Source organism: Streptomyces sp. NPDC014864, from assembly GCF_043081525.1.
Taxonomy (GTDB): Bacteria; Actinomycetota; Actinomycetes; order Streptomycetales; family Streptomycetaceae; genus Streptomyces.
This window is the reverse complement of sequence record NZ_JBIBWT010000007.1, coordinates 214,543-236,167: the sequence shown is the minus strand read 5'-3', so window position 1 is coordinate 236,167 and position 21,625 is coordinate 214,543. Positions and strand designations below refer to the sequence as shown.

The following is a 21,625-nucleotide window of genomic DNA, read 5'->3' as shown; positions in this document are numbered from 1 at the left end:
TCACATCCCGGAAGGCACCGCCCATGACCGGTGTTCTCGATCCAGTGCGCCGCCACGCGGCCGCCACCCCCGACCACATCGCACTGCGCGGCGCCACGGATCAGTGGGCCTACCTACAGCTGCGGGACGCGAGCATGCGGTACGCGGGCGCCCTGGCAGCCGCAGGCCTGTCCTCGGGGGAAGCGGGGCGGCCGAAGGGGGCCCGACTCACCGTCGGGAACCTGTTGTCCGCCGGAGAGATCGGCGCCGAGTGCAGCCGTGCCTCGAGCGCCGACCGTACCGGCACCGGACTCCCGCTGTTCCGCATGTTCGGCCGGGCAGCGGTCATGATGGCGACCCTGACCCTGGGCGGTTCGATGTCGTTGCCGGCCCGATCCGGCCGGGAGCCGATGCTGGACATGCTGCGCCGCGACCGGCTCACCCTCATGGCCGGCGTACCGACCATGTGGAACGCCCTGCTGCACGAGGCGGGTGATGCGAACCCGGCGGACTTCGCCGGGCTCCGTGTCGCCGTCTCCGGCGGCGCGTCGGTTCCCGGGGGGAGACCGCCCGGGCCTTCGTGGCCCGCGTCGGCTGTTCTCCACGAGCACCCGGACGTCGTCGAGGCAGCCGTGATCGGCGTTCCCGACGAGCTCTACGGCGAGGAGGTCGCCGCGCTCGTCGCCGCCCGATCCGGTTCGCGGCTCGGTGCCGCCGAAGTGTCGAGCTGGGCACGACAGCGGCTGTCCACCTACAAGACGCCGCGCATCGTCCGGTTCGTCGACGCGTTGCCCAAGGGCCCGACCGGGAGGATCCTCACGGTCCATCGACCGTACGCGGTCCTGACCCGTGACACGGCGCCCACCGACGTTGCCGCCCGTCGGCACTGAGCCCGCGCCCTCTGCCTTGTGATTGTGGTGTCGGATTCAAGTACAGTTCCCGGAATGGAGACCACTGGGCCCGAGGAGCTGGACGGCGAGCAGGCACCGCCCATGGCGCCCCTCTCGCACCTTCGTGAGCCGCCCACGACGAAGCGCGGAGCGCGGACCCGGGCCGCTTTGGTGAGGGCCGCGCGGAAGGTGTTCGAACGGGACGGCTACCTCGACACCCGCCTGACCGACATCACCAAAGAGGCTCAGTGCGCCGCGGGATCCTTCTACACCTACTTCGCCAACAAGGAAGAGGTGCTTGCCGCCGTCCTTCTGGAGGCGCAGGAGGACATGATGCACCCCGGCATGGGCCGGGTGCAGGGTACCGACGATCCCTATGCGGTTCTCGAGGCGAGCAATCGCGCGTATCTCGAGGCGTACAAGCGGAACGCCAAGCTGATGGGACTGCTCGAGCAGGTCGCCCAGGTGGAGCCGGAATTCCGTGAGTTCCGCAGACGGCGCGCCGACGCGTTCATCCGCCGCAATGCCCGCGGCATCGCCGATCTGCAGGCACGGGGGGTCGCAGACCGCGAGGTCGATCCGATGATGGCCTCCCGTGCACTGTCGGGCATGGTCAGCGTCATGGCCTACAACGCCTTCGTGCTCGGCGAACGGGAGGAAGGGGCGGCGGCGGGCTTCGAGGAGCTCGTGTCCACGGTCACCCGGCTCTGGGCGAACGCCCTCCGCTTCCCCGGCCACCGCTGAGCCGGCGGCTGGACCGCCCACTTCACAGCACCCGGCAACGCCGGGTGCTCTTCCTTTTTCCCGCCTCCTTCACCGGGCCGGTCTGAAGCCGTGCCTCGAGCGGCGCCGCACACCCCAATATTGAACTTGACGCCGGATTCAATTATACAGGTCGGCAAGAGCACGGCCTCTCGGGGCCATGCCCCAGCCCCGCCCGGGGGCCGACGTCGGCGAAGGCGTGGCCAGTCACCCGGAGAAGCGCTCGCCCGCCCCTTCCCTCCCTACCCGTCAACCCGTCAGGAGTTCGAATGTCCCTGTTTGAAGTGTCGGACCGCGCCGAGAAATACCGGGCGGATCTGCTCGAGTTCATGGAAGCGCACATCTACCCCGCCGAGGCCGTCTACCACGAGCAGATGCGCGCGTCGGGTGACCCGCACTTCCACCCGCCGATCCTCGAGGAGCTCAAGGCGGAGGCGCGCAGGCGCGGGCTGTGGAACCTGTTCCACCCGCACCCGGAGTGGGGTCCGGGTCTGACGAACCTTGAGTACGCGCCGCTGGCGGAGATCATGGGCCGCAGCCACATTGCCTCCGAGGCGTGCAACTGCAACGCGCCCGACACCGGCAACATGGAGGTGCTCACGCTGTTCGGCAGCGACGAGCACAAGGAGAAGTACCTCAAGCCCCTCCTCGACGGGACGATGGCCTCGGCGTTCGCGATGACCGAGCCGCGTGTCGCCAGCTCCGACGCCACCAACATCGAGCTGCGGATGGAGCGCGACGGCGACGCGTACGTGCTCAACGGCCGCAAGTGGTTCGCCTCGAACGCGATGCACAAGAACTGCAAGGTGCTCATCGTGATGGGCAAGACCGACCCCACTGCGGCCCCGCATCGCCAGCAGTCGATGATGGTCGTCCCGATCGACGCCCCCGGGGTCACCGTGGTCCGGAACCTCCCGGTGTTCGGGTACGCGGATCGCGAGGGCCATGCGGAGATCATCTTCGAGAATGTCCGGGTGCCGGCCAAGGACCTGCTCAAGGGCGAGGGCGAGGGGTTCGCGATCAGCCAGGCCCGGCTCGGGCCCGGTCGTATTCACCACTGCATGCGGGCCATCGGCGCGGCCGAGCGGGCGCTGGAACTGTTGTGCCGGCGCGCACAGTCACGGGTGACCTTCGGCAGCCCGCTTGCCGAACGGTCCAACATCCAGGACTGGATCGCGGAAGCGCGTATCGACATCGAGATGATCCGCCTGCTCACGCTCAAGACCGCGCATCTCATGGACACGGTCGGGAACAAGGAAGCACGCACCGAGATCGCGGCCATCAAGGTCGCCGCCCCCAACATCGCGTTGAAGATCGTCGACCGCGCGATCCAGGTGCACGGGGGAGCGGGAGTGACCGACGACTTCCCCCTGGCGATGATGTACGCGGGGCTGCGGACGTTGCGGCTGGCGGACGGTCCGGACGAGGTTCACAAGCGGGCCATCGCCAAGCAGGAACTGCGGCAGTACCGGGACACGGCGACGGCGGCGGTGAGCTGAGATGACAGGACTCGATCTCACCGGTCGCACCGCCGTTGTCACCGGGGCCTCGCGCGGTATCGGGCTGGCGATCGCCCAGGCCATCGCCGCGGCCGGCGCAAACGTCGTCCTCACCTCCCGGTCCCAGGAGGCGGCGGACGCCGCCGCGGCCCAGGTCGAGGGCACAGCGGTCGGCGTCGGTGCGCACGCGGTCGACGAAGAGGCGGCCCAACGCTGTGTGGAGCTGACACTCGAGCGCTTCGGCAGCCTGGACGTCCTCGTCAACAACGCGGGGACCAACCCGGCCTACGGGCCGGTCATCGCCCAGGACCACGGTCGCTTCGCGAAGACCTTCGACGTGAACCTGTGGGCGCCCGTCCTGTGGACGGGTCTGGCCACCCGGGCCTGGATGGGGGAGCACGGCGGGGCGGTCGTCAACACCGCGTCGGTGGGCGGCATGGCCTCCGAGGCGAACATCGGGTTGTACAACGCCTCGAAGGCCGCACTGATCCATCTCACCAGGCAACTGGCCCTGGAGCTCTCGCCGAAGGTACGCGTCAACGCCGTGGCACCGGGTGTGGTGCGCACGAAGCTGGCCGAGGCTCTGTGGAAGGAGCACGAGCAGGCGGTGTCCGCCTCGGTGGCGCTCGGCCGCATAGGGGAGCCTGCCGACATCGCCTCCGCGGTCGCCTTCCTCGTCTCGGACGCCGCGAGTTGGATCACGGGCGAGACCATGGTGATCGACGGGGGGCAACTGCTGGGTGACGCGTTGCCGTTCAGGCAAGGAGCTGGCATCGGTGTCTAGCGCGGACATCGTCGGAATCGACGCCGGGGTGGTGGGCCGCTGACTCGCGGCCCTCGGCGTCGACTTCGCCGGGCCCGTGTGCTGGAGCTCTGCGGACCTCCGCAAGTCGCAGCGCGTGCTCCCACGAACCGTCTCATCGAGGACTCCATGCGGCGGTGGGACGAGCGCGAGGCGCTGCAGGCATCGGGTGCGGGCCGAACTTCGCGTCGCGACCCAGGGCGAGCTCGACAGGGGCGCCTGCCGGGCAACCGCCCTGGTCGGGCGCCCCTCTCGTGCGGCTAGAAGAAACCCAGCTTCTTCGGCGAGTACGACACGAGCAGGTTCTTCGTCTGCTGGTGGTACACGGCCCCATCCGCCCCTGACCTGCGGCAGATGGTGGAATCCTCTGCTGCGCAACCGAGTTGGTCCGCACCTGGTCCGGATCTTGGCACACCCGCCTTCCTCCGTCGGGCGCTTTGCAGCGTGGGCGACCCAACAAGCCCGTCAGCATGCTGCGTGCGGTTTCCCGGCCGCTTCCCTGACCGATGACCCGTCACTGTCCGGTGTGCTGTCGTCGGTCTGCCCGGGGTTCATGGGGAACCTGGGCCGGAAGCGGGCACATCACCCAGCCGGCTCTCGCCATGTGCTGGGCGATGCGCCCCCCGGCCGGGTGAGCGGCGTGGTCGGGGCGGGGGCAGTCATGGTGGTCTTCCCCGTCGGTATCGGTCAGCGGCCCGACATCGGGCGCAGGCGCACGGGGACGGAGGCGTGTCCGTTGCTGATAAGGCTCGGCAGCCTCTTCAGCGCGGTTCGCTCCGTGGCGAGTTGGGCGTCGGGGAAGCGCTCGAAGAGCATGCGCAGCGCGGTGGCGACTTCGAGTCGTGCCAGCGGGGCACCGAGGCAGAAGTGAACGCCGTGTCCGAAGGCGAGGTGTTCCTTGCTGGGGCGGGTGGCGTCGAAACGGTCGGCCTCCTTGTGCCAGTCGGGGTGGCGGTTGGCGGCGGCGTAGGAGGCGAGGATCGCCTCGCCGGCCTTGATCGTTCGGCCGTCGGGGAGCGGGATGTCGGTGCGGGCGTAGCGCAGGGGAAGGTGCTTGACCGCGGGTTGGTGGCGCAGGGTCTCCTCGACGACGTCCTGCCAGGTGCAGCGGCCTTCCCGGATGTGGGCGAGCTGCTGGGGATCGGTCAGCAGGGTGGTGATGGCCTGGTCGATGACGTTGACGGTGGTCTCGTATCCGGCGCTGATCATCAGCAGGAGCGTGTCGCGCAGCTCGGCGTGGCTGAGGGCGGAGCCGTCTTCCTCGTCGCGGGTGGCGATGAGCAGCGAGGCCATGTCCTCACCGGGCTCAGTGCGCTTGGTCTCGATCAGGACGTCCAGCAGGCTGTAGAGGGCGGCGGTGTTCGCGGCCTGTTCCTGGGCGGAGAGATGGGTGGCGAACACGTTGTCCACCACGGTGCGGAGTTCGGCGCGCTGGTCGGCGTGGACGCCCATGAGCTTGCCGATGACAGCGATCGGGAGCGGGTAGGCGAGGTGCTCGCGCAGGTCGACCGTCTCGCCGGCCGGGAGGGCGTCGAGGATGCCGTCGACGAGCGCCTCGATGTCCGCCTGGAGAGCGGCGGTGCGGCGGGCGGAGAGGGCGGGGGCAACCATGCGGCGCAGGCGGCTGTGATCCTTGCCGTAGGCGGTGAACATGTTCTCCACCGCGACCCACAGGGCCAGCGGCCAGGTGGCGACGGTCTCGGCGAAGGCCGGCCAGTGGGAGCGACCGTCCTTGGAGACGTCCTTGCTGGTCAGAAGATGCTTGAGGAGGGCCGGGTCGGAGACCGACCAGGCGCGCACGCCGAGGATGTCCACCAGCGTCGCCGGGCCGCGCTCGCGCAGGGCCTGGTGTTCGGCGTCCGGGTCGGATCCGGTCGGGTCGAGGACGAGTATCTGCTGTTCGGACACGGTGAGGTCTCCTTCAGCTCGTGGGAGGTGACGGGCAGGGCGACCAGGCAGTGGTGGAGGGAGCGGGGCGCCAGACGACTCCCTCCCGGTGGCCGTCGAGGTCCATCTCGGGCAGAGCGTCGAGGAAGAGCACGGCGGTGACCAGCCGCAGGAGCCCGTTGCGGTAGGCGGTGCGGGCCTTGGTGTGCTCGTTCCACTCGGCGCCGGTCCGGGCCGCGGCCTCGCACTCGATCAGCTCCTGCAGCATCGCTCGGCCACACTCCGCACGAGTTCGAGTCCGTCCGCCGAACGTAGTGACTCCAGCAGGCGGAGTAAGTCAGGCCGGGACAAGGCCACCGCGCACCTCCTGCGTTGAACTGCTCCCTTCACCATGGAGAGTTGCACGGTGGCTGCCTCATGCGCAGGGAGCGGAGACCGTCACCGGATGCACGCCCCGGGCATCCGCCCGCGCACACCTGCACGGTGATCGCCTGCACCATCACGCGGGACCCCATCTCCGAGCGTGTCGTTGCACACGATCTGAGCCGGCTGATCGACAACGGGCTCGGGGTGTTCGTGAGGACGGCACGGCGCGGCCTCGTGCTCCGATCGCGCCGGCCGGCCCCTATGTTCGGTCCGCCAGAGACCCTTGCCGGGCCACCTTCCGGTCACTCGCCCGCGCCTCGATCGATCGGGGACCGCCAACCGGACCCCCTCACGCCGGACTCGCTCGTCAGCGGTCAGCCCTCCGCCATCGGGATACCTCGTCCCTACGGCACAGCGCGGCCCTCGACAGCCGTCACAAGCGGCGTGCTGCCGCCTGGGCGGCCGTCAATCCGCAATCCCCGAGGAAACGTCAATGGCTCGTCCACCGGCGCGCGCCAGGGAACACCCGCCGCTCCCTGACTGATGCCTTCGCCACGATCACGCCCGCCTTGGTATGCCCCGGCGCAACGTATTCCGCTCCCCGGTGACGTACCCGAGGGTTGAACCAGGGGTTTGGTCCGTGGCTGGTCCGGAAGCACTGGTAAGGAGGGGCACAGCCGTGGGGGAAATTGGGAGTCAGCGCGCAAGCCGGGCTCGGTCGAGAGCCAGCTGAGCGAAAGGCGCCTGACGGGTGAAAACCCAGGTCAGGCGCCTTTTCGCGTGCGTCTAGAAGAAGCCCAGCTTCTTCGGCGAGTACGACACGAGCAGGTTCTTCGTCTGCTGGTAGTGCTCCAGCATCATCTTGTGCGTCTCGCGTCCGATCCCGGACTGCTTGTAGCCGCCGAAGGCGGCATGGGCCGGGTAGGCGTGGTAGCAGTTCGTCCAGACCCGGCCGGCCTGGATCGCGCGGCCCGCGCGGTAGGCGGTGTTGACGTCCCGGGTCCACACGCCCGCCCCGAGCCCGTACAGCGTGTCATTGGCGATCTTGAGGGCGTCGTCGAAGTCGTCGAAGGACGCCACCGACACCACCGGCCCGAAGATCTCCTCCTGGAAGATCCGCATCCGGTTGTCGCCCTCGAAGATCGTCGGCTTGACGTAGTAGCCGCCCTTCAACTCGCCGTCGTACTCGATGCGTTCGCCGCCGGTCAGGACGCGCGCGCCTTCCTGCCGGCCGATGTCGAAGTAGGAGAGGATCTTCTCCAGCTGGTCGTTGGAGGCCTGCGCGCCGATCATCGTGTCGGTGTCGAGGGGGTGCCCCGGCTTGATCAGCTCGGTGCGCGCGACGGCGGCCTCCAGGAACTCGCGGTAGTGGCCGCTCTGGATCAGCGCCCGGGACGGGCAGGTGCACACCTCGCCCTGGTTGAGCGCGAACATGGTGAAGCCCTCGAGCGCCTTGTCCAGGAAGTCGTCGTCGTGCGCCGAGACGTCGTCGAAGAAGATGTTCGGCGACTTGCCGCCGAGTTCCAGCGTGACCGGCCTGATGTTCTCCGAGGCGTACTGCATGATCAGCCGCCCCGTCGTGGTCTCGCCGGTGAACGCCACCTTCGCCACCCGCGGGCTGGAGGCCAGCGGCTTGCCCGCCTCCACGCCGAAGCCGTTGACGATGTTCAGCACACCCGGCGGGAGCAGGTCCGCGATCAGGCTCATCCAGAAGTGGATGGAGGCCGGGGTCTGCTCGGCCGGCTTGAGGATCACGGCGTTGCCCGCGGCCAGCGCCGGAGCGAGCTTCCACGCCGCCATCAGGATCGGGAAGTTCCACGGGATGATCTGCGCGACCACCCCGAGCGGCTCGTGGAAGTGGTACGCCACCGTGTCGTCGTCGATCTCGGAGAGCGAGCCCTCCTGCGCGCGGATCGCGCCCGCGAAGTAGCGGAAGTGGTCGATCGCCAGCGGGATGTCGGCCGCCAGCGTCTCGCGGACCGGCTTGCCGTTCTCCCAGCTCTCGGCGACCGCGAGGGCTTCGAGGTTCGCCTCCATACGGTCGGCGATCTTCAGGAGGATGTCGGAGCGCTCCGTCGCCGACGTCCGGGCCCAGCCTGGGGCGGCCGCGTGCGCCGCGTCCAGCGCCCGCTCCACGTCCTCCGCCGTGCCGCGCGCGACCTCAGTGAACGGCTGCCCGTTCACCGGCGACGGGTTCTCGAAGTACTGCCCGCGGGCCGGCGGCACGTACTCCCCACCGATGAAGTGGTCGTAGCGCGCCTGGTAGGAGACGATCGCGCCCTCGGTGCCGGGCGCCGCGTAACGGGTCATCCTGGTGTGCCTCCCTCAGCAGCGCTGCCCGCCGTCGGGCAGCTTCGGCACGAGGCTAGGAAGGCGGACGTTGCAAGGACGTTGCGCGGCCCCGCTCTCGTGGGCAGGGACGGGGTACCGTGTCCGGCCCGCCCACGAGCTGTGCCGACCGTCAGCGGGAGCTGTCACGCCGCGTCACGCGACACCGAGGGGCAGCGCACGGCCCGACCCGGCCCCACCCCACGTGACCCGCCCCGACCTGGTCCGGCCCGGCCCGGAACGGCCGCCCTTGCCGAGTGGATATGCGACCCGGCCATTGCTGTATAAAGTCGTCCCGTTACACCTGGTTGTGGGGACAGCCGGAGCGCCTCGGGGAGGGCCTGCAGCACATGAGTCGTCGTTCTCAAGGCATGGTCGGCGTCTGGGCCGAGATGCAGAGGCAGCAGCAGCGCCAGGTGGAGGCCGAAGCCAGACGACGGAGGCAGGAGGAGCAGCAAGAACGTGCCCGCCAACGGCGCGCGGCGCAGAATTACCGCGAGTACCGGCAGGCGGAGGCACTGCGTCGCACTGAGGAGCTGGACGCGCAGGTCGCGTCGCTGCAAGGTCTCCTCGCCTCGGGGTGCCGGGCTCCGGCCTTCCGGGCTTCCTCTCTCATACGCCCCGAAGTCGTCGAGCCCTTCGCGCCGGGACCTCTGGCCCAGCCCGTGCCCATGCCGGACTTCGATCACTACCAGACGCAGAGCGGGTGGACGGCCAGTCGCCGCGCTCAGGCACAGGCCGAGGCCCGAGCGCGCTTCGAGCGGGACTGGCACGCGGCCCAGGCGGCGGAGGCGCAGCGGCAGCGGCAGTTGGCGTCCTACCAGAGGCAGTACCAGCACTGGGCCGACGCCCAGCTGGCCGATGTGCGGCGACACAACGCCGGCATCGCCGAACTGACCGAGGGAGTCGGGCGCCGCGATCCCGACTCCGTGGTCGAGTACTTCTCCGCCGCTCTCTACGCCTCGACCGCGTGGCCGGAGGGTTTCCCGCGTCAGGTGGCGGCGGCCTACGACCCGGCAGCCGGCCAGCTGGTGCTGGACTGGGAGCTGCCCGCCTACCGCGTCGTCCCCGAGGTCAAGTCTGTCCGGTACATGCCCGGAGCGGACCAGGACAAGGAGACCGCCCGGCCGGTGAGTCAGCGTCGGGCCCTGTACCGCGAGGTCCTTGCGCAGTGCATGCTGCTCGTCCTGCACGAACTCTTCGCCGCGGACGAGCGGGGCGCCCTCGAATCGGTGACCTTGAACGGTTTCGTGGACGGGCACGACCCCACGACGGGCCGGCCGGGCCACATCCCGTTGGCGACCGTCATGGCTCCGCGCTCGACCTTCCGCGACCTGCACCTGGCGCAGGTGGACGCTGGCAGTTGCCTGGCCGATGCGCTGCGCGGGCAACTCTCGGCCCGCCCCGACCAGCTCACGCCCGTGCGGCCGAGCCGCCGGCCGCAGGACGTCGGGAACCGCGTCGTCACGCACGGCGGCGACGAGGAACCAGACCTGTACGACATGGATCCGATCGCCTTCGAGGACCTCGTCGCCGATCTGTTCCGGGCCATGGGGATGCGGGCGGTCACCACCCAACGCTCGCACGACGGTGGGGTGGACGTCGACGCACTGGATCCGGCACCGATCCGAGGCGGCAAGATCGTCGTGCAGGTGAAGCGCTACCGCCACACGGTGCCGCCCACCGCCGTGCGTGACTTGTACGGAACCGTTCAGGACGCCGGCGCCAACAAGGGTGTCCTCGTGACGACGTCAGGGTTCGGCCCCGGCTCACACACCTTCGCCAACGGCAAGCCGCTGGAGCTGATCTCGGGAACCGAACTCGTCGATCTGCTGCACCGGCACGGCCTCCGCGGGCGCCTGGGTGAGGGCGCCCGCCGGCATGGAGCGCGGTCGACGCCGACGGTTCCGGAGACCCGGCTGCCCGCCGACCACAACGTCCTGGGCATGTCGTGGACCGGAAGCGTCGCCTTGGACGTGTGCGCTCTCGTCTGCCGAGGCAACCAGGTCCTCAGCGACGATCACTTCGTCTTCTACAACAACCCGCGGACGCCGGACGGCTCCGTACGCGCTCTTCCCGCCACGCCACCCGACACGGCCGCGATCTGCGTCTCCTTCGACGCGTTGCCCGCGGAGGCCGACCGGTTCGTTCTCGTGGCCGCCATCGACCCCGAGACCAATCCGCACGCCGACCTCTCCGGCTTCACGGACGCGTTCATCCGGCTTCTCGATCCCGGGATGACGGAACTGGGACGCCTTGAGGTCTCCGACGGCCGACCCCGTGAGACCGCCTTGGCACTCGGCTCCTTCCGCCGCAGGGCGAACGGGGACTGGGACTTCGTCCTCGGTGGCAAGGGCTACACGGGAGGTCTGGAGGAACTCGTCAAGGACTACGGCATCGAGGTGGAGTAGGCCCTGCGCGCTCGAGGCGGCCTCGGCCACCCTGGACGGCGAGAGGGTGCGCCGGGTACCGGGTCCGCTCTTCGGCCCGGGGCCCACCGGGATCCCGCCGACGAGTGGGAGGGGTGGCCGAAACGGGCGGGGGCGGTTCGGGTGGCGGCCGGCGTGGGCGGGACGGAGACGGGCGGCAGGCGCAGGCGCCGGCGTCGGCGGTTCAGCGGGGTGAGGGCCGGGGCGGATTGGAGGGTGCCGCCAGTTCCGCCTCCAGGGCGGCGAGTCGGGTGCGCACCGGCGCCGTGGGCCGTACGGCGGCCAGGGCCCGCCACACGTCGAGGTCGTCCTCCCCCCACGGCGCGTGCGCCCAGTCGGCCAGCAGGTCCGGGTCGCGGCGGGCGATCAGCGCCGAGCGCAGGCCGTCGGCGAGGCGCCGCCTGAGCCGTACCACCGCCGGAGCCTGAGAGGCCGGCAGCAGCGGACCGGCGTAGGCGGTCGCCGCGGCCGCGACCGCCCCCGTCTCCAGCCGCCGCTCCACGACGGCCGCGTCGGACCCCAGGGGAACGGTGAGCCGGTACGGCCGCGAGGCCAGCAGGCCCGGGCCGAGGACCCTGCGCAGCCGGGCCAGCTCGGCCCGCAGCGTCACCGGCGTGACCGACTCGTCCTCGTACAGCGCGCACAACAGCTCGTCACCGGTCAGGCCCTCCGGGTGGCGGGAGAGCAGCACCAGGATCTCGCTGTGCCGGCGGCTCAGCCGGACCGTGCGGCCGTCCACCAGGAGCCGGGCCTCGTCGCGGCCCAGCGCGGTCAGCTCCGGCGTGTCGGCGGCCGGCCCGGGCGGGCCGAGCAGCGCCAGGTGCGACTCGGCCGCCCGCGCCACCGCCTGCACGAACCCCAGACTGTGCGGATGCGCGAGTCGGTCCCCGCCGGTGATGTCCACCGCCCCGAGCACCCGTCCGGTGCGCGGGTCGTGCACCGGGGCCGCCGCGCACGTCCAGGGCTGCACCTGCCGGATGAAATGCTCGGCCGCGAAGACCTGCACCGGCCGGTCGACCATGACAGCCGTGCCCGGAGCGTTCGTGCCGACCGCGGACTCCGCCCACCGGGCACCCGGCACGAAGTTCATCCGCCCGGCCCGCTGCCGGGTCGCCGGATGGCCCTCGACCCACAGCAGTCTGCCGTGCGCGTCGCACACCGCGAGCAGGTGCTCCCCGTCGGCGGCGAACGTGCCCAGCAACTCCCGGAACAGCGGCATCACCGCGGCCAGCGGATGCTCCGCCCGGTAGGCGCCGAGGTCGCCGTCCGCGAGCTCCACGCTCGCGGCGCCGTCCGGTCCGACGCCCGCTCGCGCGGACCGCCGCCATGAGTCGGCCACCACCGGACGCACCGGTCTGGGCATCGTGCCCCCGGCGGTGAACGTCTCGTGCGCGCTGCGCAGCACCCGTACGCGCTCGGCAGGGTCGGCCCCCGGCTCCAGGGCAACCCACGGATCGGACAACTCGGCCTCCCGGACGGCGATGCGGCTCGGGGACATCGTCACTCCCGGTGTGCGCCCGGACAACCTCTTCGACACGGGGTTCTCGGACGATGCGGCGGCCCGTGCTCCCGACGTCAGGTGAGGTTGACCAGTCTGATGTAGCGGACCCAGTCCCAGTTCGGTCCGGGATCGGTGTGGTCCGAGCCCGGCACCTCGAAGTGCCCGATGATGTGCGCCCGGTCCTTGGGGATGCGGTACGCGTCGCAGACGGCCGCGGTGAGCCTGGCCGACTGCTCGTACATGGCGTCGGTGAACCAGACGGGCTGGTCCACCCAGCCCTCGTGCTCGATGCCGATGCTGCGCGTGTTGTACTCCCAGTTGCCGGCGTGCCATGCGACGTCCGACTCGCGGACGCACTGCGCGATGTGTCCGTCGGCGGACCGGACGACGTAGTGGGTGGACACCTTCGTCGTCTCGTTCTGGAAGACGGCGAGGGTGTCCGCGTACGTCTCCTGCGTGACGTGGATGATCACCCGGTCGATGGAGTAGGACATGGGCCGGTCGGAGGCCGTGTAGTTGGAACTGCTCGCCGGCCGCCAGTCGGCCGACGGGTAGTCCACGGCCTGAGGTCGTGCCCCGGCCCGCGTGGCGGGGAGCAACGCGAAGGGTACGGCGGCCAGGGCGGCGCCCTTCAGAAGCCGTCGTCTGCTGGGGAGGGGTCGTGCTCCGTCCATGTGCGAGGGGCCTTTCTCGTGGGGGATGTCCCTCGGCGCACAGGCTGCGGTCAGCGCCGGAGTGCCGCCGCCGTCTCGCGCAGCCGCGCGTGCAGTCCGCGGTGAGTCTCGCGCACGGGCAGCCACTCCTTGCGGAGCTTGGCCACGCACGTGTAGTTGGTGTCGCAGACGTTGGCCGGCGGCGATTCCACGGCCTGGCTCGCGAACTGGTACGCGTCCAGCCCGCTGAAGCCGTAGTCGCGCACCAGCCACTGCACCAGGTCGAACTGGGACATCCGGAAGGCGTCCTCCAGCGGACGGGCCGAGCCGGTGGAGATGACGTGCGTGTCCGACTCCGGACGCGGCCAGGGGGTGACCACACCCCTGGGGAGCTCCACGATCACGACCGTGTTCATCGCCCACTCGACGGCTGCCTGTGGCGGGTGGAGGGGGAATCGTCGAGGTGGACGCGGACGGTCCAGGCCACGCGCTCGGGGTGACGCCGCATCGGGACGACGAGTACCGCGAGACCCGCCGCCATCCAGACGCCGACGATCGCACCGGTGTACGAGACGGGCGCCTTCAGCTCGGAGGCGAAGTCGAAGACGGGCAGTCCGGCCGCGGTGAGCAGCGCCGGGACGAAGGCCGCGGTGCCCGGCAGGGGGCACACTGTCCGCGGGATCGGATCAGCCGTGTCCGGCCACGGCCGCCGGGTCGTCCAGGACGGCACGCACCACCGAGTGGGCGGCACCCAGCAGCGGACCTTCGGGGCCCAGCCGGGAGACGGACACCGGGCAGACGGGCCCGGCGGTGCGCCCGGCCAACTCGGCCTCCAGCGACGGCAGGAGCCAGGGCGCGAGCCCGGCCAGCGCGCCGCCCAGCACCACGGCCTCGGGGTCGAGCAGATTGACGGCCCCGGTCAGCGCGACACCGAGCGCCGTACCCGCCGCGCGCAGGGCCCGCCGTACGTCTTCGTCGCCCCCGGCGGCGCGCCGGGCCAGCAACCCGACCCGGTCCTCGGCCGGTTCCAGGCCCGCCGCTCGCAGTACCGCCTCCTCGCCCGCGTACTGCTCCAGGCATCCGCGCCCGCCGCACGGGCACGTCGGCCCCTCGGGCTGGACCGGTACATGGCCCAACTCGCCCGCGAAACCACGCGTTCCACGCAGCACCTGCCCGTCGACGACCACCGCGGCACCGATGCCGATCTCCGCCGACACGTGCAGGAAGTCCCGTGGTGTGCCCTCGCCGAGCCAGAGTTCCGCCAAACCGCCGAAGTTGGCCTCGTTGTCCACCGTCAGCGGGTACGTGGCCGGCAGCAGGGCACCGAGGTCGGTGTCGCGCCAGTCGAGGTTGGGGGCGCGGACGACTGTCCGGCCGTCACGGGCGACCAGACCGGGCACCGCGACGGCGAGCCCCGCCGGCCACAGGCCCTGCTGCTCCGCCTCGGCGGCGACCTGACGTATCAGCGCGTTGAGTTCCCTCGTAACCGGGCCGGGGGAGCGTCCCCGGTTGGTGCCGTGCCGGACGGTGCGCGCCCGCACCTCACCGCGCAGATCCACCACGCAGGCCGCCAGGTGGTCGACGCCCACCTCCGCGCCGAGCCCCGCCGGGCCGTGTCCACTGACGGCGAGTGCCGAACCGGGGCGGCCCACCCGGCCGGGCCGCTCGGGGCCGAGCTCCTCCAGGAGGCCCCAGCGGATGAGTTCGTCGACGAGGGTCGACACCGCCGCACGGGTGAGTCCGATGCGGGAGGCGACCGCGGCGCGCGACACGGGGCCCCCGGCGCTCACGGTGTGCATGACCCGGGCGAGGTTGCGGCGGCGCATGCCCTGCTGGGTGTCGGGCAGCGCACGCCCGGGACCGGTCGCGCGGGCGCCCCCGGGACCGGCCGTGCGGGTCTCGTGCAGCGGTGCGGTCATGCCTCCGTCCGTCCTCGATCGTGTCCGTCCGTCATGTCCGTCAGTCGTGCCGGTCGGCCGTGGCCGGAGGTCGTGTCCGGTGGGCAGGTGTCCGTCACCGGTCCGGCCGGACGTCTGTCACCGGACGCCTGTGGCGGCGCGCCCGGCTCGTGGTGTCCTTCCCGGCGGGTTCGTCACACGGTGTCCGTCATCGAGCGCCCGCCTCCCGCTCCAGCAGGGGCGACGCGTCGGAGAGTACCCCGGCGATCCTGGTCAGCGCCGCCTCGTCCCGCTCCACCGCGTCCAGCACCGGACCGTCGGCCGTCTTCCAGCGCCGGGCGACCGCGGCCGGGTCCTCGCCGGTCAGCACGCCGGCCGCCTGGGCCGCGGCGCCCAGCGCCACCAGCTCCCGGGCCTCGGGCACCTGGACCGGCCGCCCGGACAGGCGCCGCACGGTCTGCTGCCAGGCGGTGCCCCGGGCACCGCCGCCGATCAGCAGAAGGGGCGCGGTGCGGTCTGCGTCCCGGTCGAGGACCAGGTCGAGCGCGCCGAGCAGGGAGTGGACGGCGCCGTCGTACGCGGCCTGCAGCAACTGACCCGCGGTCGTGTCGTGACGCAGTCCGTGCAGCAGGCCTGAGGCGTGCGGCAGGCTGGGGGTCCGTTCGCCGTCCAGGAACGGGAGCAGGGTGACCCCGGCCCCGGGCTCGACGGCCTCCCGGTCCAGGCCCAGCAGCGCGGCGATGCGGTCGACGGCGAGTGTGCAGTTCAGGGTGCAGGCCAGCGGCAGCCACTCCCCGCGGGCGTCGGCGAAGCCGGCCACCGTGCCGGAGGGGTCGGCGGGACGGTGGCGCGACACCGCGTACACCGTGCCCGACGTACCGAGGCTCAGCACCGGCGTCCCGGGGCGCAGCCCCAGACCGATGGCGGCCGCGGCGTTGTCGCCGGTGCCCGGCGCGACCAGGGTTCCCCTGGAGAACGGCAGGTCGTGGCTGTCGCGCACGGTCCCCACCACCTCGCCGGGCCGCACCACGCGGGGCAGCAGCGCGGGGTCGAGTCCCACGCGGTCGAGGATCTGGTCGTCGTAGGACTCCGTGGCGGACGCCCACCAGCCCGTTCCCGAGGCATCACCGCGGTCGGTCGTGCCCAGCCCGGTCAGATGCCCGGTGAGGTAGTCGTGGGGGAGACGTACGGCCGCCGTCGACCGCACCGCCTCCGGTTCGTTCTCCGCCAGCCACGCCCACTTGGTGACGGTGAAGGAGGCGCCGGGCACGCTGCCCGTGCGCTCCGCCCAGGCCTTCGGGCCGCCCAGCTCCTCGACCAGGCGGCGGGCCTGCGCGGCCGAGCGCACGTCGTTCCACAGCAGAGCGGGCCGCACGGGCTCGCCCCGGGCGTTGAGGGTGACGAGTCCGTGCTGCTGGCCGGCGACGGACACGGCGGCGGCCTCGTGCGCCGCCTCACCGCACTGGTGCAGTGCCGCGCACAGGGCGTCCCACCACTGGCGCGGGTCGCTCTCGCGGCCGGCCCCCGAGGACACGGTGTGCGGTGCCTGGCCGCTCGCCACGACCTGCCCGGTGGCCGCGTCGACGACGAGCGCCTTGGTGGACTGGGTGGACGAGTCCACGCCGACGACGAGCGGACCCTCGGCTGCTGACATCGGGCTCTCCCTCTTTCCGCGGCTCGCGGGGATCTGACCTGGTGTTCTCACGGTGCCCGGGTCGCGTCGACCCGCGCATCTGCCCCGTCGGGGTCATCTGGTCCCTTCCCAGGGAAGCGTCCGCATACTAATTTGTAAATCGCCATGACGAAATGGTCGCAAGCGAGCAAGGAGCCGCGGCATGAGCTACCAGCCCACCCCCGAGGACAGGTTCACCTTCGGCCTGTGGACCGTCGGCTGGCAGGGACGGGACCCGTTCGGCGACGCCACGCGCCGCGCCCTCGACCCGGTCGAGACGGTGCAACGCCTGGCCGGACTCGGCGCCCACGGGGTGACCTTCCACGACGACGACCTCATCCCCTTCGGGTCCTCGGACACCGAGCGCGAGTCGCACATCAAGCGCTTCCGTCAGGCACTCGACACCACCGGCATGACCGTGCCGATGGCGACCACCAACCTCTTCACGCACCCCGTCTTCAAGGACGGCGCCTTCACCGCGAACGACCGTGACGTGCGCCGCTACGCGCTGCGCAAGACGATCCGCAACATCGACCTGGCGGCGGAACTGGGCGCCAGGACGTATGTGGCCTGGGGCGGGCGCGAGGGCGCCGAGTCCGGCGCCGCCAAGGACGTCCGCCTCGCCCTCGACCGCATGAAGGAGGCGTTCGACCTCCTCGGGGAGTACGTCGTCGCGCAGGGCTACGACCTGCGCTTCGCCATCGAGCCCAAGCCGAACGAGCCGCGCGGCGACATCCTGCTGCCCACCGTCGGCCACGCCCTGGCGTTCATCGAGCGCCTGGAGCGCCCGGAGCTCTACGGCGTGAACCCGGAGGTCGGCCACGAGCAGATGGCCGGGCTGAACTTCCCGCACGGCATCGCGCAGGCCCTGTGGGCGGGCAAGCTGTTCCACATCGACCTCAACGGCCAGTCCGGCATCAAGTACGACCAGGACCTCCGCTTCGGCGCGGGTGACCTGCGTGCCGCCTTCTGGCTCGTCGACCTGCTGGAGAGCGCCGGCTACGAGGGCCCGCGCCACTTCGACTTCAAGCCGCCGCGGACCGAGGACCTGGACGGCGTCTGGGCGTCGGCGGCGGGCTGCATGCGCAACTACCTCATCCTCAAGGAGCGCGCGGCCGCCTTCCGCGCCGACCCGGAGGTCCAGGAGGCCCTGCGGGCGTCCCGGCTGGACCAGCTGGCCCAGCCCACGGCCGCGGACGGTCTGCAGGCGCTGCTCACGGACCGGTCGGCCTTCGAGGACTTCGACGTGGAGGCGGCCGCCGCACGGGGGATGGCCTTCGAACGGCTGGACCAGCTGGCGATGGACCATCTGCTGGGCGCGCGCGGCTGAGGTCGGCGACCGAGGTGCACGCGCGCATTGCGGGGCTCCTGCCGGCCCGCAACGCGCACGTGCGCCTCGGGTGCCGACTCGCGTTCGGTACGGATCGGGTGCCGGCCCGCGTGCGCCCGTACGGCACCAGTGGGAGCTCGCCCGGTGTCGGGCGCGAAGGGTGTGCCGGCCCGCGCGGCGCCCAGCGCGGGCCGGGCGCAGCGACCGTGGACGGCGAACCTTCGGCCGCCCGGGCGACCGCGAGTCCCCGCTTCCGGCGCGACGGCCGTGGCCCGCGGTGACGGCCGATCAGAACCGGCTGGCGGCCGATCAGATGCGGTGCCGCAGCCGGACGTAGGTCACCGTGGTCTCGGTGCCGCTGTCGACCAGCCGGCCTTGCGCGTCGAACGCGTCGGGGCCGTCGGTCATCCCGAAGTCGTTGTCGTTCATGAGGGCGAGGGAGTCGTCGCCCACGCGCGCGATGCCCTCGATCTTCCCCGGCACTGCGGCGACCGGGCCCAGGTCGGCGAGCAGGCGCCCGGTGAGCACCGGCACCCCGGATGCCGCCGGGTCGTCCAGCTGCTCCAGCGACGGGGACGTCTTGTCGTCGTCCCAGGGGCCACCGAGGATGTCCGCGTCGCGCTCCAGCTTCACCAGCCGCAGTCGGGCCCTCCTGTCGGTGCGCTCCTCGACCAGCAGGCGGTTCCGGCCCACGGCGACCACCGAGGAGGTCTTCAGCTCGGAGGGGTCGTCCTCGCCCGGATCGACCACGTTCACCGGATCGAAGCGGTAGGCGTACTCCGCGGTGACCGCCTGCTTCGCCGGGGAGAAGCGCAGCAGCCGGGTGGTGCGCGAGGCGTTTCCCGCGTCGGCGTCGGGCAGGGACAGCGGACTCTGCAGGGCCATCACGAGGTCGCCGTCCGGGAGCTGGGCCAATCCCTCGAACCCGCGGTTGATCTTCCGGTGCAGGAAGACGGACGGCAGTGCCTCCACCACCGGGTAGCCGGCGCCGGTGAGACCGAGCCCCTTGGGCACGTAGCGGGTGAGCACCTTCCCGCGCGCGGAGACGTGGACGAGGGAGGGGCCGTACTCGTCCACCAGCCAGAAGGAGCCGTCCCCGGCCCGGACGACGCCCTCGGTGTCCAGACCGTTCGGGTCGTACGACAGCTGCGTGCCCGCGTCGAAGGAGTACGGCGCCTCGTCGCGTCCGGCCTGGTTCGGCAGCCCGGTGACGGGCTCGCCGGAGGACGTGGTGAGGGCGATCGCGTCCAGCACCTCGATCCTGTGCCCGGAGACCCGCACCTTCACGATCGCCGGGTCGAAGCCCGGCACGGGGAACGTGCGGCGCTTCTTGCCGTCCACCTTGATCTGTCCGTTGGGCCCGCGGTCGGTGACCGTCCAGAACTCGCCCTTGCGGCCGGCCGGGTAGATGTCGCTGCCGATGCCGCCGAGGTCCACACCCCGGTCGTCGTCCACCGTGCCCGGGAGGAGCGCGTTGCTGAACGCGCCGAGGGGGATGTCGCCGAGTGTCGCCGTGCGGGTGACGGAGACGCCCCCGGACGGGGCTGCCGCCGCGGCTCCCGCCGCCGTGAGGACGCCCACCAGGGCGAGGGGAACCCCCGCGGCGAGGGAGTGGTGGACGCGGCGCCGGACCGGGGCGAAGGGGGACATCGAACCTCCTTGAGGCCAGTGTGCTGACTGCCGTCAGAGTTGGCCCTCGGAGGCAACACCTGGCGACGGGTGGGTGAATGCCGGGCATCCGCCACCGGTCGGCCTGCCCCCGGTGGGTGAGCCCGGGGCGGAGTGGGCACCTCTCCGGCCCGGTCACGTCCCCGGGGCGCCTCAGGGCTGTCTCAGGGGCATCTCGGGGTCGTGTTCCGGAACTGCCGGACGCGCGGGCCCGTTCTCACCACAGAGAGCGGCAGTGGCCGCGAAGGAGGCGACAGATGTCGAAGAACGCGAAGATCGCCGCGGGAGGTGTGGCGGCCGGGCTCATCCTGCTGATCTGGCTGCCCTGGTGGGCCGCGCTGCTGATCGTCCTGGGAGTCCCGGCCGCCGCTTACCTCGCGCTGGACCCCTCGCAGCGACGCCGGCTGCGCCGCGTCAGCCGCAAGGAGCTGGGCCGCTGAGGCGTCACCGCCCCGGCGTGGTCCCGCCCACGTCGCAGGAGTTCACCACGTCCTCGCCCGCGGTCCTGCTCACGGTCCGGTCCGCGGGCGGCTCGGTGCCGCGCTCCACCCACGACACCAGCGCGTCGAACGCCGACCGGTAGCACGGCAGGATCGGCCGGAGCCGGTCCGGATACGTGTCGTAGAGCCCGTCGACGTGCGTGCCGTCCTGGATCGTGTAGTACCGGTGCATGCGTCCCCGTCCGCTCGCGTCGATCATGCGCGCGTACACGTCCGAGTCCGCGGCCTTGGGCAGCAGGGCGTCCAGGTCGCCGTGCAGTGTGATCAGCGGCCTTCCGATCCGGCCGGTCAGCGCGACGCGTTCCACGGCCCGGTGGACGGACGCCGGACGGGACGCGTAGTCGTACGCCGCGTCGGAGGCGCACGGCGCCAGGATCTGCTCCGCGGTGCTCCCCGCGGACGGGCCCGGGCAGCCGGCGTCGTATCCCGGGTCGAACTCGGCGCGGTAGATCTTCTGCGTGACGCCCCAGTACACCTTCTCGTGGTAAGGCCACAGGAACTCCGAGCCCCGCGCGAAGCCCACCGCGTACAGGTCCTCGTCGCCGGCCGAGCCCAGGATGTGCCCGACCGCCGCGGGGAGCGAGGTGAGCAGGTTGGGGCCGTCTGCCGTCCACAGGGCGCCCTCCCAGTCCACGCCGCCGTCGTACAGCTCCGGGTGGTTCTCCAGCTGCCAGCGGGTGAGGTAGCCGCCGTTGGAGATGCCGGTCATGTACGTACGGCGCGGGGCGTGCCCGTAGCGCTGGGCGACCGCGCGCTTGGCGGCCCGGGTGAGCTGCGTGGTCCGTGCGTTCCATTCCGCGATGGCGTCACCGGGCCGGGTGCCGTCGCGGTAGAAGTCGGCCCCGCTGTTGCCCTTGTCGGTCGCCGCGTAGGCGTAGCCGCGCGCCAGCACCTGGTCCGAGATCGCCTTGTCGGTGGCGTACTGCTTGCGGGTGCCGGGCGCCCCGGTGACGACGAGCCCGCCGTTCCAGTGATCGGGCAGCCGGATCACGAACTGCGCGTCGTGCTTCCAGCCGTGCGTGGCGTTGAACTGGGAGGAGTCGGGAAAGTAGCCGTCGATCTGCACACCGGGCACCCCCGAGGGCGTCCGCGTCTCCCGGGCCGTGAGCCCCGCCTGGTCGGCGGTGTCCGTGTACGGGGTTCCGGCGAGCCCCGTGGTGGTCAGGTCCGGCAGGCAGGCGCTCTGCTGGAAGGCCGCGCCCGGCACCCGTACCCGCTCCTGGCGGACACAGTGCCCGGCGGCGCCGGCCGCGGCGCCGGCGGGAACCGGCCACGTGAGGGCCGCCGCCACCAGGGCGGCGGCAACGAGTGGGACACCTCGGGACAGACGCATGAAAGCCTCCAGGGCACGACGGGGCGGGCGTGACAGCACCGGGCCGTGGAGCCCGGAGCTGCCCCATGGTGCTGTCCCGCATCCGTGTCATCCATGGGCCGGCACCACATGGAGTGAGAACCCGGCAT

17 protein-coding genes and 1 pseudogene are annotated in these 21,625 nt (G+C 71.6%); 7 read left to right on the top strand and 11 right to left on the bottom strand.

The features are described 5' to 3' along the window. Nucleotides 1-23: 23 nt before the first annotated feature. The 4 genes from ACF1A5_RS15345 to ACF1A5_RS15330 all read left to right on the top strand — a co-directional run bounded on the left by ACF1A5_RS15345 (nt 24) and on the right by ACF1A5_RS15330 (nt 3,914). Nucleotides 24-869, top strand: coding sequence for an AMP-binding protein (locus ACF1A5_RS15345; RefSeq protein ID WP_392193330.1), 846 nt, complete (start codon nt 24-26; stop codon nt 867-869). 54 nt (nt 870-923) lie between these two features. Next, nucleotides 924-1,613, top strand: coding sequence for a TetR/AcrR family transcriptional regulator (locus ACF1A5_RS15340; RefSeq protein WP_392193329.1), 690 nt, complete (start codon nt 924-926; stop codon nt 1,611-1,613). A gap of 287 nt (nt 1,614-1,900) precedes the next feature. Further along, the gene (locus ACF1A5_RS15335; protein ID WP_392193328.1) at nt 1,901-3,130 is read left to right on the top strand and encodes an acyl-CoA dehydrogenase family protein; all 1,230 of its coding nucleotides are present in this window, start codon (nt 1,901-1,903) and stop codon (nt 3,128-3,130) included. Between the two features lies 1 nt (nt 3,131). Continuing rightward, nucleotides 3,132-3,914, top strand: a complete 783-nt coding sequence (locus ACF1A5_RS15330) for an SDR family oxidoreductase (RefSeq protein ID WP_392193327.1) — start codon at nt 3,132-3,134, stop codon at nt 3,912-3,914. Between the two features lie 705 nt (nt 3,915-4,619). Here ACF1A5_RS15330 and ACF1A5_RS15325 read toward each other — a convergent pair. The 3 genes from ACF1A5_RS15325 to adh all read right to left on the bottom strand — a co-directional run bounded on the left by ACF1A5_RS15325 (nt 4,620) and on the right by adh (nt 8,495). Next, a complete protein-coding gene (locus tag ACF1A5_RS15325; protein WP_392193326.1) occupies nt 4,620-5,840 on the bottom strand; it encodes a cytochrome P450 in 1,221 nt (406 codons plus the stop codon). 13 nt (nt 5,841-5,853) lie between these two features. Next, nucleotides 5,854-6,087, bottom strand: coding sequence for a hypothetical protein (locus ACF1A5_RS15320; protein WP_392193325.1), 234 nt, complete (start codon nt 6,085-6,087; stop codon nt 5,854-5,856). 884 nt (nt 6,088-6,971) lie between these two features. Continuing rightward, nucleotides 6,972-8,495 carry an aldehyde dehydrogenase gene (gene adh / locus ACF1A5_RS15315; protein ID WP_392193324.1) on the bottom strand — a complete coding sequence of 508 codons (1,524 nt, stop codon included), beginning with the start codon at nt 8,493-8,495 and terminating at the stop codon, nt 6,972-6,974. Between the two features lie 368 nt (nt 8,496-8,863). Here adh and ACF1A5_RS15310 point away from each other — a divergent pair, with 368 nt between their 5' ends. Then, the gene (locus ACF1A5_RS15310; protein WP_392193323.1) at nt 8,864-10,924 is read left to right on the top strand and encodes a restriction endonuclease; all 2,061 of its coding nucleotides are present in this window, start codon (nt 8,864-8,866) and stop codon (nt 10,922-10,924) included. Between the two features lie 202 nt (nt 10,925-11,126). On the opposite strand, the gene ACF1A5_RS15305 is transcribed toward ACF1A5_RS15310, so the two are convergent. From ACF1A5_RS15305 to xylB, 6 genes and pseudogenes are all read right to left on the bottom strand, one after another. After that, the gene (locus ACF1A5_RS15305) at nt 11,127-12,404 is read right to left on the bottom strand and encodes a GAF domain-containing protein (RefSeq protein ID WP_392193489.1); all 1,278 of its coding nucleotides are present in this window, start codon (nt 12,402-12,404) and stop codon (nt 11,127-11,129) included. A gap of 113 nt (nt 12,405-12,517) precedes the next feature. Next, nucleotides 12,518-13,117, bottom strand: a complete 600-nt coding sequence (locus tag ACF1A5_RS15300) for an N-acetylmuramoyl-L-alanine amidase (RefSeq protein WP_392193322.1) — start codon at nt 13,115-13,117, stop codon at nt 12,518-12,520. A 50-nt stretch (nt 13,118-13,167) separates the two neighbouring features. Further along, nucleotides 13,168-13,527, bottom strand: a pseudogene (locus ACF1A5_RS15295) (acetamidase); the annotation flags it as partial. Beyond that, nucleotides 13,509-13,766 carry a hypothetical protein gene (locus ACF1A5_RS15290; RefSeq protein ID WP_392193498.1) on the bottom strand — a complete coding sequence of 86 codons (258 nt, stop codon included), beginning with the start codon at nt 13,764-13,766 and terminating at the stop codon, nt 13,509-13,511. The gene ACF1A5_RS15290 and the pseudogene ACF1A5_RS15295, both read right to left, overlap by 19 nt. A gap of 16 nt (nt 13,767-13,782) precedes the next feature. Continuing rightward, nucleotides 13,783-15,015, bottom strand: coding sequence for an ROK family protein (locus ACF1A5_RS15285; protein WP_392193321.1), 1,233 nt, complete (start codon nt 15,013-15,015; stop codon nt 13,783-13,785). A gap of 187 nt (nt 15,016-15,202) precedes the next feature. Continuing rightward, nucleotides 15,203-16,648 (bottom strand): xylulokinase, encoded by a 1,446-nt coding sequence (gene xylB / locus ACF1A5_RS15280; protein ID WP_392193320.1) that lies wholly within the window; start codon nt 16,646-16,648, stop codon nt 15,203-15,205. Nucleotides 16,649-16,829: 181 nt separating this feature from the next. Between xylB and xylA the strand changes: the two genes are divergently transcribed. Continuing rightward, a complete protein-coding gene (gene xylA, locus ACF1A5_RS15275) occupies nt 16,830-17,996 on the top strand; it encodes a xylose isomerase (RefSeq protein WP_392193319.1) in 1,167 nt (388 codons plus the stop codon). A 309-nt stretch (nt 17,997-18,305) separates the two neighbouring features. On the opposite strand, the gene ACF1A5_RS15270 is transcribed toward xylA, so the two are convergent. Further along, a complete protein-coding gene (locus ACF1A5_RS15270) occupies nt 18,306-19,646 on the bottom strand; it encodes an esterase-like activity of phytase family protein (RefSeq protein ID WP_392193318.1) in 1,341 nt (446 codons plus the stop codon). A gap of 275 nt (nt 19,647-19,921) precedes the next feature. Here ACF1A5_RS15270 and ACF1A5_RS15265 point away from each other — a divergent pair, with 275 nt between their 5' ends. Then, a complete protein-coding gene (locus ACF1A5_RS15265; protein ID WP_392193317.1) occupies nt 19,922-20,104 on the top strand; it encodes a hypothetical protein in 183 nt (60 codons plus the stop codon). Between the two features lie 4 nt (nt 20,105-20,108). Here the strand turns inward: ACF1A5_RS15265 and ACF1A5_RS15260 are convergent, their stop codons facing one another. Next, nucleotides 20,109-21,497, bottom strand: coding sequence for a tannase/feruloyl esterase family alpha/beta hydrolase (locus ACF1A5_RS15260; protein ID WP_392193316.1), 1,389 nt, complete (start codon nt 21,495-21,497; stop codon nt 20,109-20,111). Nucleotides 21,498-21,625 lie beyond the last annotated feature (128 nt).